Raw genomic sequence first — 17666 nt, 5'->3', positions numbered from 1 at the left:
AACAGCAAGAATATAAAAAAAACTTTGTCTCACTTTGCGATTAAAGCTTCCAAAATTAAACACAGTAAGTTAACCTTGACAAGGTTTTGCGTACACACAATCAACCCAAAAGCATATCAAATTTTAAATCTTCTAAAAATAATTAAATCATCACAAACACATACCACATCTTTATTTCACACAAGTCGTGGCGCAAAATTTGTGTTTACGTAAACACACCAAAAAACATCAACATGCCTTACATTACAAAACAAGACAACAAAAATTTCGAACTTTATTACGAAGATTTCGGTTCCGGACAGCCGATTATTTTAATTCACGGGTGGCCTTTGAGCGGAAAATCTTGGGAACTTCAGGTTCCTGTACTTCTGAGTCTAGGTTATCGTGTGATTACTTACGACAGAAGAGGTTTCGGGAAGTCAGCACCTACTTTGGCGGGTTATGATTATAACGGATTAGCCGCTGATCTTCATGAATTAATCTCTCAATTAGAATTAAAAAATGTCATCCTTTTCGGATTCTCAATGGGCGGTGGAGAAGTAGTTCGTTACATAACAAACTACGGCTCAGAGAATGTAGATAAAATCGCATTAATTTCTTCAATTATTCCTTTGGTAAAACAGAAAGATGACAATCCGAACGGTGTTCCACAGGAAGATTTAGATGGAATTATGGATAGCCTGAAAAAAGACAGAGTTACTTTCCTTGAAACCTTTCACAAAAACTTTTACAACTACGGATTGCTCTCACAAACCGTAAGTCAAGCACAGCTTAATTACGATTGGAGTATCACCTCACACGCCTCTCCAATCGCCACAATAAAATGTGCTGAAAGCTGGGCAAATACAGACTTCCGCCCTGAATTAGTAAGCATTAACGTAAAAACACTGATTGTACATGGGGACAATGACCAGATCGTTCCTATAGAAACTGCCGGAAAGCAAGCAGCTGAAGGTATTGCAGACAATAAGTTTGTAATCATCGAAGGTGCTCCGCATGGTTTAAACGTCACACATGCCGACCAACTGAACGATACTATTACTTCATTTTTGAGAGAAAATTAACATCACATAATTCATCACAAATAAAAATGGACTGCAAGATTTTTGCGGTTCATTTCTTTTTAGGTTTAAGCCAAAAAAAATTACAAAATAACATTTTCATGAATGAACGAGGTTCTTTATATTTGGCAATTCTTAAATAAACAATTTATATCCTATTTAAGAGATAAAATAAATACAAATTATGGAACAAAAATACTTTCTCATTGATGGATCAGACAGAAAAGGTCCGTTTACAATTCAACAACTGAAGGAATTAAATATCAAAAAGACGATCTCGTCTGGCATGGAGGCATTACGAACTGGACAGAAGCAGAGCAAATCGAAGAACTTAAAAGCTTATTTAATCTAGTTTCGCCACCGATGGTTAGTAACAATTTACCAACACACATCCCTCAAAAAACTTCGATAAAACAGAAAATCGGTTATGTAGAATATTTATCAGATAATACCATCAGAGTCTACGAGCAAAACCACATCGTACACTACCGTTTCGCCAATTTTGGTGAGCGATTGGGTGCAAGGATTCTTGATGTCTTAATCATTGTCTTACCGTCTGCCTTTATCCCGATACTTCCCGGGTGGCTGTATTTTGCACTGATGCATTGCAGCTCAGATCAGCAGACCCTTGGACAAAAAGCGGTCAATATCAAATTAGTAAGTACCGATGGTGCTAAAATTAATTTTGGACAATCTACAGGTCGTTTCTTTGCAAACATCCTTAATTTTCTTACATTTTTCATCGGTTATCTGATGTTTTTCTTCAACGATAAAAATCAATGTCTGCATGATAATCTTGCAGGAACGCTTGTGGTAGCGGAGATTGGAAGAGAGAGAAGATAATTTTAGAAATTCTGAAAGTTTAGAAAAAATCTTAATGATTTAAAGTTAAATCAATCTTAAACTGAACGAAAATCCATCATAAATAAAAATGGGCTGCAGGTATTTTGCTGTCCATTTCTTTTATGGTTTTTCGGAGAATCTATAGGTTTATTATTGATGTTTTGAGATTTTACCAAATAATTTTGTCCTGATTTATTTATATTTGAAAAATATTTAAAGAAATAAAAATTGGTACATTAAAAACCAATTCGAAAATACAAAATCAAATGAAAGAAGAAAATTTAAATAAACTGAATTCTCTGTTTTCAAACTTAAAAACGGAAGAACAGAAACTGAAAGAAAGTCAGGAAAAGCAGAAAAGCGAAGAAGATTTATTTATTGAAGGTTTTAAAACGTTGTGCAAAAACCTCATCGATCCAAAAATGCAGGAGTTCAGAAGAATGCTGAGACAACACGGCTATGGTTGCAAAATCTCTCTGAATGAAGAAAGTAAAAATGCAACAGGAATAAATGGGCAAACCAATATAAAGCTTCAGATTGCAAGAAATGTGGATTCTAATTTTTATACCAATAATAAGTTTCCGCACATTATGTTCACTGCCGATAAATTCTATAAAAAAATAGGTGTTCACCAGGACACCATTTTCCAAAACGGAACCGGAACCGCCGCCATGAAAGAACAAACCTACACACTTGAAACCCTAAACGAAGAAAATGTAGAAAAAGAAATTGTGGAGTCTATTGAGAGTATCTTGACGAATAAATAATTTTCATAATTTTATAGAACAATTAAAAGTGCTATCATGAATACTGCAGATTTAAAGATTGATATTATCAAACAAATCAATTCAATCACCGACAAGGTAAGACTTGAAGATCTTTTGCAATTGCTGAAATTTCAGACTGAAAAATCAGTTTACATAACTGACGAAGAGGAAAAAAATGCTATTGCTGAAGCCAGAAATGAGATTGCCGAAGGAAAAGTTCATTACAGTACTGATTTCAAAAAGATATTGATGAATGGCTAAACAAATAGTTTTGACAATAAGACATGGAAGTAAAATCCAAAAACATCAAAAATAAAATAGCAAAAACCTGCCTCACAGCAGGTTTTATAATATATCTCAATTGTTGTTTAAAACAAATAATCTGTACTCAAAAAATTAGAATCGTGATCTCTGACAATGGTGTTCAGAAGATTTTTGTTGGATTCCGTAGATTTTGCAGCAACCAAAGATCTGATGGAGAACGAACGAAGCGCATCAAACACTGAAAGCGTACCTTCGGCAGAATCTTTTCTTCCGGTAAAAGGGAAAACATCGGGACCACGCTGTGCCTGGCAGTTGATATTCACTCTGCTCACCAAATTCACAAACGGATCGATCAACTGTGAAACTTCTTGAGCATCTTCACTGAAAATACTCACCTGCATCCCATGGTCTGCATTGACCTGATACTCAATCGGCTCTTCAATATCTTCAAACGGAACAACTGGAATTACAGGACCGAACTGTTCTTCATGATACAATTTCATATCACTGTTCACCGGATAAACCACAGCAGGAAAAACAAATGATTCTTCGTTGTAACCACCATTATCATTGAGAACTTTTCCACCTCTAGCTAAAGCATCTTCAATGCATTCTTTGAGATATGACGGTTTATTAGCTTCGGGAAGCGGTGTGATCTTCACGTCTTTTTCCCAAGGTAATCCTGGTTTTAATTCAGAAACGGCTTTAGTTAGTTTAGCTGTAAATTCTTCGGCAACTTCTTTCTGTACGAAGATCAGTTTCAGAGCGGTACAACGCTGTCCGTTGAAAGAAAGTGCTCCGAGAATAATCTCGCTCACGGCAATATCGAGATTAGCATTTTTGGTAACGATGGCTGCGTTTTTTGCATCTAAACTTAAAATTGCACGAAGTCTGTTGACTTTTGGGTGCAGTTTTTTCAGTCCGTTGGCTACTTTACTCGAACCAATGAATGCCAAAACATTCACTTTACCACTTTCCATAATTGGAGTGATAATTTCTGAACCTTTGCCGTATAAAGTATTCACCGTTCCTTTTGGGAAAGCTTCTTTAAAAGCATTCAACAAAGGGTAATGCGCCAAAACACCATGCTTAGGAAGTTTAAATATAATCGTATTCCCCATGATCAATGCAGGGATCAACGTTGTGAATATTTCGTTTAAAGGATAATTAAACGGCCCCATGCTTAAAACCACTCCAAGTGGCGCTCTTCTGATTTGTGCAATAGTACCTTCCGCTTGTTGAAAACGTGATGACTCACGATCAAGATCTTTTAGGGCATCAATGGTTTGGTTGATATAATCTACGGTACGGTCGAATTCTTTGGTGGAATCTGGGAGTGTTTTCCCTATTTCCCACATCAGCAATTTGATGATGAGATCACGTTCTTTGATCATTAAATAGACAAACTTCTGCATACATTTGATGCGGCCTTCTACAGACATGGTTGGCCATTCGCCGAGGCCGTTGTTATAGGCTTTTACCGAGGCATCAAGCACTTCCATTGCTTCATCCGGTCCGATATTGGGAATGCTGCCCAGCAATTTTCTTTCTAAACCGTTTTCCGTCCGGATGCAGACCGGGGAATAAATCTCTGTAACATCGCCCTTCCACTCTACCAATTCGCCATTTAAAAGATAAACTCTCTGGTGAATTTCCTGAACTTTATATTCTTCGGGGATTTCGTTTTCGCTTTTAAAAAATTCCTTGAATGATGTTGTATTTTCTGAACTCATAAATTTTTCTTTTTTTTAATAATTTGAATTTGAAAGAATAAAGTTAGAGCTAAAGATCGACTTTCGGAATAGCAAATTCATAGATTTGCTCTATTTAAAAGGTTTTTGAATGAAATTTAATATGCTTTTTGAGGGATAAAAAAACTCAGCAAAATTGCTGAGTTAATGTATTTGTGATTACTTTTCTAATGATTTGTAATTTTCATTTCTATGTTTTTCTAAACGTAACCTTGTTGCTTCTATTACTTCTTTGTAATCATGAACTCTTCCATTTTTAAAATCTTCTTCTGAACGTTTCAGCGATTCCAGAATTTCTTCTTTGGTTTCATTTCTCCATTCTTTAGGTTCAATCGTTTTAGAAATGACTAAAAGTTCTTCCGGTGTGAATCTTTTTTCTTTTAGTTTTTTGAAAAAAGTAGGCTTTTTAATTCCTGATTTCTCAATGATGTATGACATTTTGAAAGGAGAATTTTTCAGAATCTCATCAATATTATTTTGAATCTCTATATATTTTTCTATTTCAGCTATCATAATTTTATCAATTTTGGTGTCATTTTATGAGACAATATAATAAAATTCTTCTGTTTTTATCAGACAAAAATATTAACGCAAAGATTTTCATCCCATCGAATTATATTTGAAGAGAGCAAAGTTGAGTCAACAAGTTGACTTGATGAAGCTGGCAAATTTTCACGCTTAATGAGGCTTGCCTCAATCCTTTGCTCCTTAAGTTTTTTCGGTTTTTAAATTAAATCTTTGCGTTAAAATTTCCTGCATAAAAAATCTACAAATGAAAATACCTCGGATCAGGATATTGAAATGCAAAATTCAGTTCTTTCATTAGTTTCTCAGGAGAAATGGTTCTTCCAATCGTTGTTCTTTCGCCATCATAAGGTAAATCTTTCTGAGCATTGATGACTTCTTCCTTATTCGGGTGGATGGGCGCAACAACATTGTATACTTTAGATTGCGATTGATTGTTCAGCATTTTTTCGATGACCGAACAAATATCTGCATAGTGAATATGATTGACCAACTGATCTAAATTGGATATATTGTAATTCTTCAAAAGTCTCTGACCACCCATCAACCCGGCTAATCTTAAAATATTGGTCTGAGGGGATTTTTCTAAAATGAAACTTTCACTTTCTACTTTTTCTGCAGGTTGATCATCTTCTGTGAAGTCTTGATCAGTTTCAGAATAAACTCCGGTGGAACTCATCAGGAAAAGCTGACCTTTGAAATCACCAAGGAAGTTCAACAGGTTTTCCCGTTTGTCATTCATAGGAATTTGAACACCTCTTATTCCTGAAAAAGGAACGCTGATAATGATGGCGTCTAATTCTTTTGCAGCTTCCCATTGTTTCATCTCTCCATCTAGTTCATTAGGGAAATTAATCAGGGTTGTTTGATACCCCTTAGATTGCAATTCGTCGACCTTCGATTCTGTCGTAGTTGTTGCGAAAATTTGATATTGATTTGATAACCGTTCTGCGATGTGATTTCCGAGCCAGCCGCAGCCGATGATTCCTAGTTTTTTCATATTTAAATATTGTTCTTTATGCATCTTCATAGCCTTTGATATAATAAAATATAAATGCCAAAATAACCAATTTATTGTGGAAATTTTCTTCGACCTGAACCTCATAGATTGGTTTTAGAAAATTGTATCTTCGTCTGAATTTCACCAACAGTTGGTCGTTTTCAAATTGATACAGTGAAATCGAACTGTTATACCAACTCTTGGATTTAAAATAATAGATTTCAGTATATTTTTCACCGTAATAAAATATTCTTTGGTGCACAGAATCTATTTTCAGCATCAATCTTCCAGCTTCATTATTATAATAAGTTTCCCGACCGAAAAAGCCTATTCCCTTGTGATAATAAATTTCACCGTCTACTTTCAAATGTTCTTTTTTCCAAAAGTAGATCCTAAGATTTGTTCACCAACAAGATTTCCATTCTCATCGAACACCTTATATAAATCGGCTTTAAACATTTTCATATTTCAAAAATATCATTTTAATACAAACATTCATCAACATAGTTGATAATATCTGGTAAGACAATACCGTCAGTTCGAGTAAAATTCTGAAAGAATTTGTATCGAGAACCAGTGAGTATAAAACAAAATTTGTGCATCATTCAAAAAGTTCTCGATACGGTTTTCTTCAAAAACCTACTCGAACTGACGAGGTGTTTCGAAAGCTTTTGTAAAATCGTCAGTTCGAGTGTTTTTCGCAGTGAAACGGAGAAAAATGTATCGAGAACCAATAACCTGAAAAAAAAAGTTCTTTATCAAACAAAAAGTTCTCGATACGTTTTTTTTCAAAAACCTACTCGAACTGACGTACCGTTTCAGAAGTTTGTTTACTATAACGTCAGTTCGAGTGTTTTTCGAAGTGAAACAGAGAAAAATGTATCGAGAACCAGCGAACCGAAGCACAAAATTTGTCCGCATTCAAAAACTTCTCGATACATTTTTCCTTTGGAAAAACACTCGAACTGACGACGACTCGACTTCATATTACTCCAACAAAAAACTCAGCATTCCGCTGAGTCTTTCTGTTTATTCCGGTTTTTCTTCCTTCCGTTTTACCTCCGAATTTTTCGCTGCTTTTACCAGCTCATTGGTATCGCTGTAGAGAAGTTTCCAATCGGGAACGTCTTTCATGGCAGTCAGCAAATTGATATATGTTTTGAGGTTTTTCTCCAGATCCTTACGAATGGCGCTTGCGCTGGTCATTTGTCTGAGATTGGCATTGGCTTCTGCCTGTTCGCCAAAGATAGTTTCAAAAGCTTCGTGTTTTGTTTTCATATCTGCGAAAGCCGTGTTCAGAGAAAGAAGCCCAATTTTATTTTGATTTTCCTGACTTTCCAAAGCTTCAATCAGCTTTTTCATCTGAGCGGTTTGTGAAGAATAGCTTAAACGGTCGAGATCAAGCCCAAAAGTTTTGAAAACACCGTACAAATCCTCCGCCGATTGATAATTGGGTGCCGACTGCAACTTTCGGTAACCGTCCAGAAAAGATTTGAGATTGGTATAGGCGACGTCCCTCTCATGGTCTGCCGTGGCAACATCTTTTCCTTTTCCGCTGTAGATTTGCTTGGTGTAGACCACATCGTATTCGGTGTAGGAATTCTGCAAAGTTGCGGTAAGTGGATGGTTGGAAATCACAGGATATTTTCCTGACTGAATGTTGGTAATAATTCTTTGAGCTAAAGTCGCAAGGTCTTTAGTGCTCAACTTAGTGAGTGCAATGTTCATCTGTTTGCGTTTTTGATTAATAAATTAGAAATCAAATATAAAAAAAACTTCTTTTGTAGCAAACAATCCTATTTTAAACCAACGGAGTGCTCCGGAACTCACAAACACTGTTGTATTAAACCAAAGAATTCCTCCGGAGGTTTCCCGCAACTTGCAGGAGACTTCTGGGGGACTACGGAAGTTATAAACAGGGTTGTTTTAAAGAAATGGAGGTGTTGGGAGGTTTGTTTTATGAATGGTTGGGAGATTTTGCAGATGCGGGAGGTTTTGATTAAGAATGATTTGAAAAAAATATTTTGTGCTTTTTTGTTGGTTTACGGGAAATGGTAATTTTCGATGATTTTGTTTAATTATATTTGAATTTTCTAATGGATATAACAATACTATGTTTGAATACTGTTTTATGTTAAAATTTAACTTTTCTTAAAAAATACGAAAACTAAATATGAGAAAAATATTTTTTTGATTTCATTAATAGCGTTGATATTTGGAACTTTTATTTACCTTTTATTTAGAGTTTCAACCTTAAAAGTTTTTTCTTGGCTAAATTATCTAGGAATTGATTTTTTAAATTTTAAATTTAGAATAGAAATGTTGAAGTATACTTCGAACATTCCCAAATGGTTCATTTTTTCATTACCTGATGGTCTATGGGTTTTTTCATATGTTACATTAATGATTTCTGTTTGGAATTTTATTATTAACAAACAAAGCTTTTTGTGGATATGTATTATTCCAATAATTGCAATATTTTCTGAAATTTTTCAAATCTTTCAAATTGTTTCAGGAACTTTTGATATTATTGACTTATTATTTTATCTTTTAGGACTTATTTTACCATTTATACTTTTTAAAAAACAATTAAACTATAAATTTTTTAACTATGAACAATAATCTAAAAACTTTAGCTTCTGCTTCGATATTTGCTTTATTTATTTTTATCGCATACGGAAGTGATGATGAGAAAACAGCAAGTACAACAGATGACGCTAAAACTAACATTTCAAATTTAACGCAAGCTCAAAAGATAGTGTAGCTACAGTAAGTAAAGAAGATAAAGATAAAGCACTAAAAGCTCTCAAAACTTCAAAAAAAATAAGGATGATTTCGAAGGAGATGTTTTCTATAGTGATCCAAGGACACCAAAATATGCAAATACCAATTTTATTTATCCATATATTGGAAATAAGGACAATCAATATTGGTTAAGATTAAAATTCCAATATACTAACGAAGATTGGCTTTTTATTAACAATGCAATATTAATGGTTGATGATGAAAAATTTAATGTCAGCGGAAAATGGGAAAGAGACCACGATTCAAGAATTTGGGAATGGTTAGATATTCAAGTCAAAGAAAGTGAATATGAAATATTAAAAAAAATTGCAACTTCAAAAGTTACAAAAATAAGATATGAAGGAAAACAATATCACGATGATAGAACGTTAACTCAGAAAGAAAAAGATATTATTAAAAAGACATTAGAAATTTATGATGGCTTAAAATAAATATAAGCAAAAACCTGCCTCTCTGGCAGGTTTTTCCATATCTAAAAAGTTTTAAAACAAACTCTCATTCAATACAACTTTGTAATGTAAGAAAAAATCTTCTTTTTCATAAAATCAATAACCATTTCTTCTGTAAAAAGTATATTTTCTTCATCATTCATAGAAAGATAAAAACCCGATTTAGCGGATTTGCAATCCGTGAGCATTTACAAGAGCTAAGGCACGGATTTAAAATCTGCGCCATCTACATTCAAAATGCTATAATAAAACCTGCCTCACAGCAGGTTTTCCAATTTCCACAAAATTCACCTAACCAAGGCAACCTTTCCAGAATTTTAAAGTCTTATAAGTAAAGAGTGATGATGAAATCTTTCTCAGAAAGTATTTTTCCATTCTTTTCTGTTGAACCTTAAAATTCTTTGTTATGAAAAAAGCACTTTATATTCTGGTATTTTTACTGAGCGGCAACATCTGTTTTGCACAGAAAGATAAGATAGCATTTTACGGAGGAGTAGAATGGCAGCCTGCGATTCGACAGTATCAACCTGCGATACATCTTAATATGAGAGGATACATTAATGACCGTATTTCATTGGGTGCAGCACTGAGCTTTACCAGCGAAAAACATGCTGAAAATTTTGGCTACTTAGCCGACAGAACACGGTCTAATCATGCGACGCTCAATTTTTTAGTTCAAAATGATGTGATCAATAACGATAAAGTTTTTTTCAGTACGTATCTCTCAACCGGTTTGTATTTTTTAAGTCTCGTCAATCCCGATGAAACCAGCACCCAAACGCAGTACAATGAAGTTGACGGAATGTGGATTGTCAATCAATACGAAGTTCCCCGAAAGCTCAACCGTGATCTTTTTTATAACATTCAGGGGGCGTTGATTTTTCAGTGAAAATAGGAAGCATGACGAAGGAGAATATATCGGTGTATCTGACCACACGAGCCGGTTATCAGTTCGTTCTCGGAAACGGAGATATTGCCAACGGAAATCAGTTTACAAAAACTGTGGTTTCTCTTGGCGTGACGTTTAAGGGGAATAAATAGTTCCTCTTAGCAATGACGTGCACGAAAAAAAACCTGCTTTTTGGCAGGTTTTTGTTATTTATAAAATTGCTTTCGTCAGTTCGAGTTTTCCGATGCAATCGGGATGTATCGAGAACTTTTGCGTGAAACTTCTCGATACGCTTTTTTCAAAAGCTACTCGAAGTGACGAAGCGAGAATCATAATTAAAAACTATTGATTAAGATCCAAATCGACGTCAGTTCGAGTGTTTTTTCTGAAAGAAAAAATGTATCGAGAACCCGTGGACTACAGACATCTTGTGATTCAACAACTTCTCGATACGAGTTTTTGCAAAACTCTACTCGAAGTGACGAAGCGAGAATCCTAATTTAAAAACATTGATAAAGATCCAAATCGACGTCAGTTCGAGTGTTTTTTCTGAAAGAAAAAATATATCGAGAACCCAGTGAACTAAAGACATCTTGTGATTCAACAACTTCTCGATACGAGTTTTTGCAAAACTCTACTCGAAGTGACGGGACGTTTTAGTATTTTCAAATTAAAAAAGATTCTCATCCACAAAATTCGGCAGCGTCACTTTCAAATTCGGTTCAGCTTGCATTGCTCTTTTAATCGCGAAAACAGCACCTTCATTTCTTGCCCAGCTTCGTCTCGATATTCCATTGTTGACGTCCCAGAAAAGCATCGATTTTAATCTTCTGTCGGCATCGTCGCTTCCATCGAGCAACAGCCCAAAACCACCGTTGATCACTTCGCCCCAGCCAACGCCGCCACCGTTGTGGATGCTCACCCAAGTCGCCCCACGGAAACTGTCGCCAATCACGTTGTGAATCGCCATATCTGCTGTAAATCTCGAGCCGTCATAAATATTGGAAGTCTCTCTGTACGGCGAATCTGTCCCCGAAACATCGTGATGGTCTCTTCCCAAAACCACCGCTCCAATTTCTCCGTTTGCAATGGCTTTGTTGAAGGCTTCGGCGATTTTCATTCGTCCTTCTGCATCGGCGTACAGAATTCTCGCCTGCGAACCAACGACAAGATTATTTTCCTGAGCGCCTTTAATCCACGTGATATTGTCTTTCATCTGCTGTTGAATTTCTTCCGGCGATGTTTTAATCATTTCCTCTAAAACGGCACACGCAATATCATCCGTTTTCTGTAAATCTTCCGGTTTTCCGCTGGTACAAACCCAACGAAACGGCCCGAAACCATAATCAAAACACATCGGTCCCATAATATCCTGAACGTATGATGGATATTTAAATTCTCTTCCAATCGTAGGATTTTCAGACATTACATCGGCTCCAGCTCTGGAAGCTTCGAGTAAAAAGGCATTTCCGTAATCGAAGAAATAAGTTCCTTTTGCTGTATGTTTGTTGATGGCTGCAGCGTGTCTTCTCAAGGTTTCCTGAACTTTTTCTTTGAATAATTCAGGGTTCTCTGCCATCATTATATTCGACTCCTCAAAGGTTTGCCCGACCGGATAATAACCGCCCGCCCAAGGATTGTGAAGCGAAGTCTGGTCTGAACCGATGTCAATTCTTAAATTTTCTTCATCAAATTTTTCCCAAACCTCAACGATGTTTCCAAGATAAGCCAAAGAAACTGTTTCTTTATTTCCCTGAGCTTTTCTTACTCTTGCAACTAATTCATCCAGATTTTCGTGGATTTCATTGACCCATTTCTGTTCGTGACGGATTTTTGTAATCTTAGGATTGACTTCGGCAATGACCGTAATGCAACCTGCGATATTTCCGGCTTTTGGCTGAGCTCCGGACATTCCGCCCAAACCTGACGTGACGAATAATCCGCCTTTTGGTTCTTTATTGATTTTTCTGAAAGCATTCAAAACCGTAATCGTCGTTCCATGAACAATTCCCTGCGGACCGATGTACATATAAGATCCAGCCGTCATTTGTCCGTACTGTGAAACACCCAACGCATTGAATTTTTCCCAATCGTCCGGCTTGGAATAATTTGGAATCATCATTCCGTTTGTCACCACAACTCTTGGGGCATCTTTATGAGAAGGAAACAATCCCATCGGATGACCGGAATACATCGTCAACGTTTGTTCGTCCGTCATTTCCGACAGATATTTCATCGTCAGAAGATACTGCGCCCAGTTGCTAAAAACTGCTCCATTTCCACCATAAGTAATCAGTTCGTGAGGATGTTGCGCCACAGCATAATCCAGATTATTCTGAATCATCAGCATAATGGCTTTTGCCTGCTCAGATTTTCCGGGATATTCTGCAATGTCTCTTGCCTTCATCTCATAATCCGGACGGAAACGGTACATATAAATTCTGCCGTATTTTTCCAGCTCTTCCCTGAATTCCGGCAACAATTCTGCGTGGAATTTTGGTTCGAAGTAACGTAAAGCATTTTTCAGAGCGAGTTTTTTTTCTTCGTCTGTTAAGATTTCTTTACGTTTCGGTGCATGATTGATGTGGGTTTCGTATGGTTTTGACTGAGGCAATTCTGTTGGAATTCCTTGTTGTATCTGTTCTTTGAAAGTCATTATATAGTTGGTTGTTGTTTGGTTGATTGTTGTTGGACTTTTGTGGTTTTAAAGATATTCAAATTAGAAAACTCGTGCAAATATTATAGAAGATATGAAGAATTTTTGAAGACGGGGTGGTTTGAGAATACAGAATATTAAAATCTTGAAGTTTGATTCCGCTTTTAAACCACCCCGTCAAAAATTCTTCGAATTTTCGCCACCCCTCCAAAGGAGGGGAATTTTTATCCTGGTGATTATTTGATGAGTTAGAGTAAGTTTCATATTTAAATACAACAAAACCTCACTGAAAATCAATGAGGTTTTGTCGTTCACTTATTTAAGAATTTTAATTATTGTTTTTCACTAAAATCCATTCGGTAAAAGATCTTCCATCCGGAAGTGTGATGACATACCAATAACTTGAGGTAGGAATTGGTCTGCCTGAGATTGTTCCGTCCCAGATGATTTGAGTGTTGGTGTTTTGTTCGAAAATCAAATATTGATAACGGTCAAATACTTTTACATTGGTCATTTTAGTTCCGAAAACATGAAGGTTTCTGATGATCCATTTATCATTAGCGCCGTCTCCGTTTGGCGTGATGGCATTTTTAATATCTAAAATCACTCCATCCTGTTTTACGATACATTTTCCTTCAACATATTTTACATAGAAAGTAATAATTCCCGTAGGCAAATTGTAGAAAACATTACTTGACTGCCAGGTAATTCCGTCAATAGAATAGACAATTGGTTGCGAACCGGTTGCGGTAATTGTGTATGTACTTCCACTGGCAACCATCTGCTGGATGACAGGAACATCATAATATTTTGCCTCAAATGTAGCAGTATAAGAACACCCATTATCAGACGTAACAGTTACCGAATAAGTTCCGACAACATTCATTCCTGTAATTGTATTTGTAGTGGAAACTACTTGTCCTGAAGGATTTGTCCAGACATAACTTACAATATTGTGACCTTCAACTTTTAAAGTGTATGTAAAAGTTCCGTCCGGACAGAAATACTGAGTCGGGATTTCAAATATCGGTACTAGCTTTAAAGAAATTTTCATGCTCGTCATTTCAGGACAGAATCCGGGAGCACTCACTTTTACATATATTATATTCGATCCTGAGTTCTGATTAAATTGATAAGTTGAAGGGTTTGCAATCGCATTTGTTCCTGCATTTAAATCCGCTAAAGAGGCATAATAGGTAAATACAGCATTCGCTCCGGAATAAATCTGTTGCTGAAACTGTGTTAAGTTTACATTTTCAATTCCGTCATTACCATTATCACAGACATTGTTTAAATTAAACGGTCCTGCATTCTGAAGAACAATTTTATTTCCAATGATGAAATTAATACTTGCAATATCATCACAAGCCGGAATATTCTGAATTTTCACCCAAATCTGAGCCGGGAAAGGTTGAGCTGTAAAATTTGTTGGATTTACAATTGCATTGACACCATTTTGAGCATCAGATTGCGTCAGATAAAAACTAAATGTATTCATCTGGTTTGGAATATCAATATACAAATTTGTATAATTCATCAGATTGACTTCATAGGTTCCATCTAAATTTTCATCACAAATCGTTATACTTGAATTGATTGCTTTTGGAGGGAAATAAGTATTCAACTGAATCGGAGCTACAGAAAAACATCCGGTGGTCTTTGACTGAAATCTCGCCCATACCTGAACAGTGGAAATATTGGCTGTGTACGTATTTCCAATTTGATTTGCTGCGTTTCCCGCATTGGCTTCTGCTGCTGTAAGGTAATATGAAATATTCATATTTGAAAGCGCATACGTATTTTGAGCAGGTATAAATAATTGTGGAACCGCATCATTCAACTGAAAAGTTTCGCTTAAATTAAAATCTTCATCACAAGTATTTAAAACAGCGTTTGACAATACAACTGCCGGTAAAAATATCATCTGAATATTTAACTGAGATGCTGAGAAACATTCATTATTATTAAATTTAACTTTCACATACACTGTCGCAGTTCCTTGTACCATAAATTGTGTAGGATTCGTAATTTGTCCTGAAAAAGTATGAGTCGCAGCATTATAAGAAGTATAATAAGTAAAAGTCACATTCGAAGATCCGTTATAAATCTGTGGTTGCGAAAGGGTAAGATTATACATTTCCACTCCGTCATTATTATTATCGCAGATATTATTTAAAGCTACATTTACTGTAGAATTTACTGCCGGTGTTGAAACCAGAGAGAAATTTACCGGATAAATCTGTGTACAATTGTAAGAAGTTATTTTTGCGAAAAGCTGGTTATTTCCAGTAATTATTGCATTGGTCACCGCATTATTTCCTGACTGCGCATCAGCCTGATTGAGATAAAATAAAACACTTGCATTCTGTCCCCAATAATTGCTGTTGTGAAAGGTGGTAACGAAACATTTTCAGAGTTATCATTATTAAAATCACAAATACTGAAAGCTGAAGTGGAAATCACCGGATGAACCAAATAAACATTGATAGGTCTGATGGTATAACACTCATCTGTTTCTTTAAAACGTACATAATACGTCTGAGAAACGAAATCACCATTGGTCGTAATTGTCTGATTAGAAGAAATCGGATTTATTCCTAATTCTGCATCTCCATAAGTTTGATAAAATTCTGTAAACAGAGCTGTTGTAGGCAGTATCAACATATTTGCAGAAAGCGCAAGCAAATCTACATTGACATCCTCAGTTCCATTAAAACAGATGTATTCATTTTTATCATTTGCTTTAATTTGAGTAAAAGTAACATTCATAGTCACAGGAATCACCGTAAAACAACCTCCTGCAATCTGCACTCTGATAAATACAGTCTGTAACCCATCCTTTATTGTTCCTAAAAGCGGTCCCGTTCCACTAAAAGCTGCGGCATAAGTACTGTAAGCAGCAAAACCTACTCCTGGCTGACTGGAAATCAATGGTCCAAGATTTAAAGCAAAATCAAATTCTTCCAAATTATTATCATTGATGTCACACATGGTATAAGAATAAAGACCGGGGGAATTGGCATTCACACCTGGTTTTAAACCAAAATTTAAAGGCCCTAAAACATACACGCAATTTGCATCTTGTAATCTGACCCAAATTTTTGTTGTCGCTGTAATATTTGCAGTTACGATTGGATTGCTGTTGTTTTGAGCATCATTTTGACTTGCATGGTATGTAATTCCGGTAGTGTTGGGCGGAAGAATCTGATTGTTTAACAAAGACAGATCATACGCATTTTCAACACCATCATTATTGGTATCACAAAGCAAAATCAAATCTAAAAGCAGATTTTTACTCAAAAAATTAAGGGTAAGTACTGCAACTCTGAAACAAGTCGGCACATTGGGATTCTGAATTCTTACAAAAAAAACTGAATTAGCAGTCAAACTATAATTTAGAGACAACGCATTTTGTCCAGATTGTGCATCAAGCAAAGTTGAGTGAAAAGTAAAATTGAAATTCGCAGGATTCTGTGAAGTCAAATTTTGTTTAAAATCATTTAAATTGATATTTACAGGTGTATTACCGCAAAAATTTTGACTATAATTTTTTGCAACCGGATAGGTCGCATCAAAATCTAATACAAAATCATCTGTGAAAGTCAGAAAACTACTTGCACAAACATTAAATTTAACCGTAGTAGTATACGTATCATTCTGAGTCGGACAAATATTAGTTTGCACTCCGTTTCCAACGACCTGACCTGTAGAATTCGTCCACGTTACTTCCGGCTGAATTGTGTTTCCGGTTGGGGTAAATTTGTAAGCTTCCTGTGTTGCTTGCCAATTTCCGGTATTTCTTGAAGCCGGAGAATAGCCTAAAGTACCGTTATTGTTCATTATTCCGATCAATGCATTTTCGAATTTTCTTGTAGGGCAAGGCGTTAGTTTTTGATCTACAAAAACCTCAACAATATTTGTTGTTTCGTGAAGGACAATCTGAGACGATGAGCGATCTGTACAACCCGCTACCCTTCCGTCATAAAAATTAATCACAAATTTTCTGTAAGGCGCAGTTCCTACCGTTGAATAATAAATTTCTGAAGAATCTCCGGATGCAAAAACCATATCATGATACACCCCAAAAATTGAATTTTTCGGAAGACTCGCATTCGGGTTCTGCCAAAAAACATTGGGATAATTGATATTTCCAAGTTGGCTGAGATCAAAAGTGACCATCCCATTAGAACCAACCACAAGAGCATTAAAATTTTGATTGAAGAAACAAAACGAAAAAGGAAGATCCAGCTTTACTCCAAAAGCATCATCAAAATTAGCATTCAAAGACGTTCCCTGGTTTAAAGGAACTGCAGGATTATAAACTTCCGGGGTCACGGCATAACTTGAAGTCTGCTTCAGCACTGGATATTCTGCATGAAGCTGAATACAACCGCTAGCATCAAGATCATTGGTACACGTTACATGGAAATTTTCGTTTCCCGATGCGTCTTTAATCTTTACCTGAAGTGGAGTTTGGGAAAAGACCGAAATAAAAATCAATAAAAATACAAACGATAAATATTTTTTCATACGCACAGAATGGGATTAAAATTTAATTAAATAATAACAATTATAAATAAATATTTTACAAACATAAAACATTTTTAATGTATTATGAATAATATTAAATAATTATTTATCTATAATTAACATTGT

General features: G+C 35.7%; 17 protein-coding genes. 9 read left to right on the top strand and 8 right to left on the bottom strand.

Translation table 11 applies throughout. The features are described from left to right. Positions 1 to 233 precede the first annotated feature (233 nt). The 4 genes from EAG08_RS18130 (at position 234) to EAG08_RS18115 (ending at position 2932) form a co-directional block, all read left to right on the top strand. Positions 234 to 1064, top strand: a complete 831-nt coding sequence (locus tag EAG08_RS18130) for an alpha/beta fold hydrolase (protein ID WP_129536656.1) — start codon at positions 234 to 236, stop codon at positions 1062 to 1064. 360 nt (positions 1065 to 1424) lie between these two features. Then, a complete protein-coding gene (locus EAG08_RS18125) occupies positions 1425 to 1904 on the top strand; it encodes an RDD family protein (RefSeq protein ID WP_129536655.1) in 480 nt (159 codons plus the stop codon). Positions 1905 to 2170: 266 nt separating this feature from the next. Next, a complete protein-coding gene (locus EAG08_RS18120) occupies positions 2171 to 2671 on the top strand; it encodes a hypothetical protein (RefSeq protein ID WP_129536654.1) in 501 nt (166 codons plus the stop codon). Between the two features lie 36 nt (positions 2672 to 2707). After that, complete coding sequence (locus EAG08_RS18115) at positions 2708 to 2932, top strand: hypothetical protein (protein ID WP_129536653.1); 225 nt, start codon at positions 2708 to 2710, stop codon at positions 2930 to 2932. Between the two features lie 107 nt (positions 2933 to 3039). On the opposite strand, the gene EAG08_RS18110 is transcribed toward EAG08_RS18115, so the two are convergent. The 5 genes from EAG08_RS18110 to EAG08_RS18090 all read right to left on the bottom strand — a co-directional run bounded on the left by EAG08_RS18110 (position 3040) and on the right by EAG08_RS18090 (position 7939). After that, positions 3040 to 4668, bottom strand: coding sequence for an NADP-dependent glyceraldehyde-3-phosphate dehydrogenase (locus EAG08_RS18110; protein WP_129536652.1), 1629 nt, complete (start codon positions 4666 to 4668; stop codon positions 3040 to 3042). A 177-nt stretch (positions 4669 to 4845) separates the two neighbouring features. Beyond that, positions 4846 to 5199, bottom strand: coding sequence for a hypothetical protein (locus tag EAG08_RS18105; protein ID WP_129536651.1), 354 nt, complete (start codon positions 5197 to 5199; stop codon positions 4846 to 4848). Positions 5200 to 5452: 253 nt separating this feature from the next. Then, positions 5453 to 6211 carry an NAD(P)-binding domain-containing protein gene (locus EAG08_RS18100; protein WP_129536650.1) on the bottom strand — a complete coding sequence of 253 codons (759 nt, stop codon included), beginning with the start codon at positions 6209 to 6211 and terminating at the stop codon, positions 5453 to 5455. A 16-nt stretch (positions 6212 to 6227) separates the two neighbouring features. Then, positions 6228 to 6578, bottom strand: coding sequence for a hypothetical protein (locus EAG08_RS18095; protein WP_129536649.1), 351 nt, complete (start codon positions 6576 to 6578; stop codon positions 6228 to 6230). 662 nt (positions 6579 to 7240) lie between these two features. Next, positions 7241 to 7939 carry a DUF6261 family protein gene (locus EAG08_RS18090; protein WP_129536648.1) on the bottom strand — a complete coding sequence of 233 codons (699 nt, stop codon included), beginning with the start codon at positions 7937 to 7939 and terminating at the stop codon, positions 7241 to 7243. A gap of 462 nt (positions 7940 to 8401) precedes the next feature. Between EAG08_RS18090 and EAG08_RS18085 the strand changes: the two genes are divergently transcribed. From EAG08_RS18085 to EAG08_RS21475, 5 genes are all read left to right on the top strand, one after another. Beyond that, the gene (locus EAG08_RS18085) at positions 8402 to 8833 is read left to right on the top strand and encodes a hypothetical protein (RefSeq protein ID WP_228446639.1); all 432 of its coding nucleotides are present in this window, start codon (positions 8402 to 8404) and stop codon (positions 8831 to 8833) included. Continuing rightward, positions 8823 to 8975: a hypothetical protein gene (locus tag EAG08_RS21480; RefSeq protein ID WP_164998593.1), complete on the top strand. Its 153-nt coding sequence runs from the start codon at positions 8823 to 8825 to the stop codon at positions 8973 to 8975. Before EAG08_RS18085 ends, EAG08_RS21480 begins: the two co-directional genes overlap by 11 nt. Positions 8976 to 9204: 229 nt before the next feature. Next, entirely contained in the window at positions 9205 to 9447 is a 243-nt protein-coding gene (locus EAG08_RS18080; RefSeq protein WP_129536646.1) for a hypothetical protein, read from the top strand. Positions 9448 to 9871: 424 nt separating this feature from the next. Next, the gene (locus EAG08_RS18075) at positions 9872 to 10354 is read left to right on the top strand and encodes a hypothetical protein (protein ID WP_129536645.1); all 483 of its coding nucleotides are present in this window, start codon (positions 9872 to 9874) and stop codon (positions 10352 to 10354) included. Between the two features lie 11 nt (positions 10355 to 10365). Beyond that, positions 10366 to 10506: a hypothetical protein gene (locus EAG08_RS21475; protein ID WP_164998592.1), complete on the top strand. Its 141-nt coding sequence runs from the start codon at positions 10366 to 10368 to the stop codon at positions 10504 to 10506. 518 nt (positions 10507 to 11024) lie between these two features. Here EAG08_RS21475 and EAG08_RS18070 read toward each other — a convergent pair. The 3 genes from EAG08_RS18070 to EAG08_RS21470 form a co-directional block, all read right to left on the bottom strand. Then, positions 11025 to 13010 (bottom strand): urocanate hydratase, encoded by a 1986-nt coding sequence (locus EAG08_RS18070; RefSeq protein ID WP_129536644.1) that lies wholly within the window; start codon positions 13008 to 13010, stop codon positions 11025 to 11027. A gap of 328 nt (positions 13011 to 13338) precedes the next feature. Continuing rightward, positions 13339 to 15318, bottom strand: a complete 1980-nt coding sequence (locus EAG08_RS18065; protein WP_129536643.1) for a T9SS type B sorting domain-containing protein — start codon at positions 15316 to 15318, stop codon at positions 13339 to 13341. Further along, positions 15315 to 17540, bottom strand: a complete 2226-nt coding sequence (locus EAG08_RS21470; RefSeq protein ID WP_164998591.1) for a hypothetical protein — start codon at positions 17538 to 17540, stop codon at positions 15315 to 15317. The genes EAG08_RS18065 and EAG08_RS21470 overlap by 4 nt, the downstream gene beginning before the upstream one ends. Between the last annotated feature and the right edge of the window lie 126 nt (positions 17541 to 17666).

The organism is Chryseobacterium sp. 3008163 (genome assembly GCF_003669035.1).
Taxonomy (GTDB): domain Bacteria; phylum Bacteroidota; class Bacteroidia; order Flavobacteriales; family Weeksellaceae; genus Chryseobacterium.
Note: the sequence above shows the minus strand (reverse complement) of the source record. Positions and strands in the feature narration are given on the sequence as shown.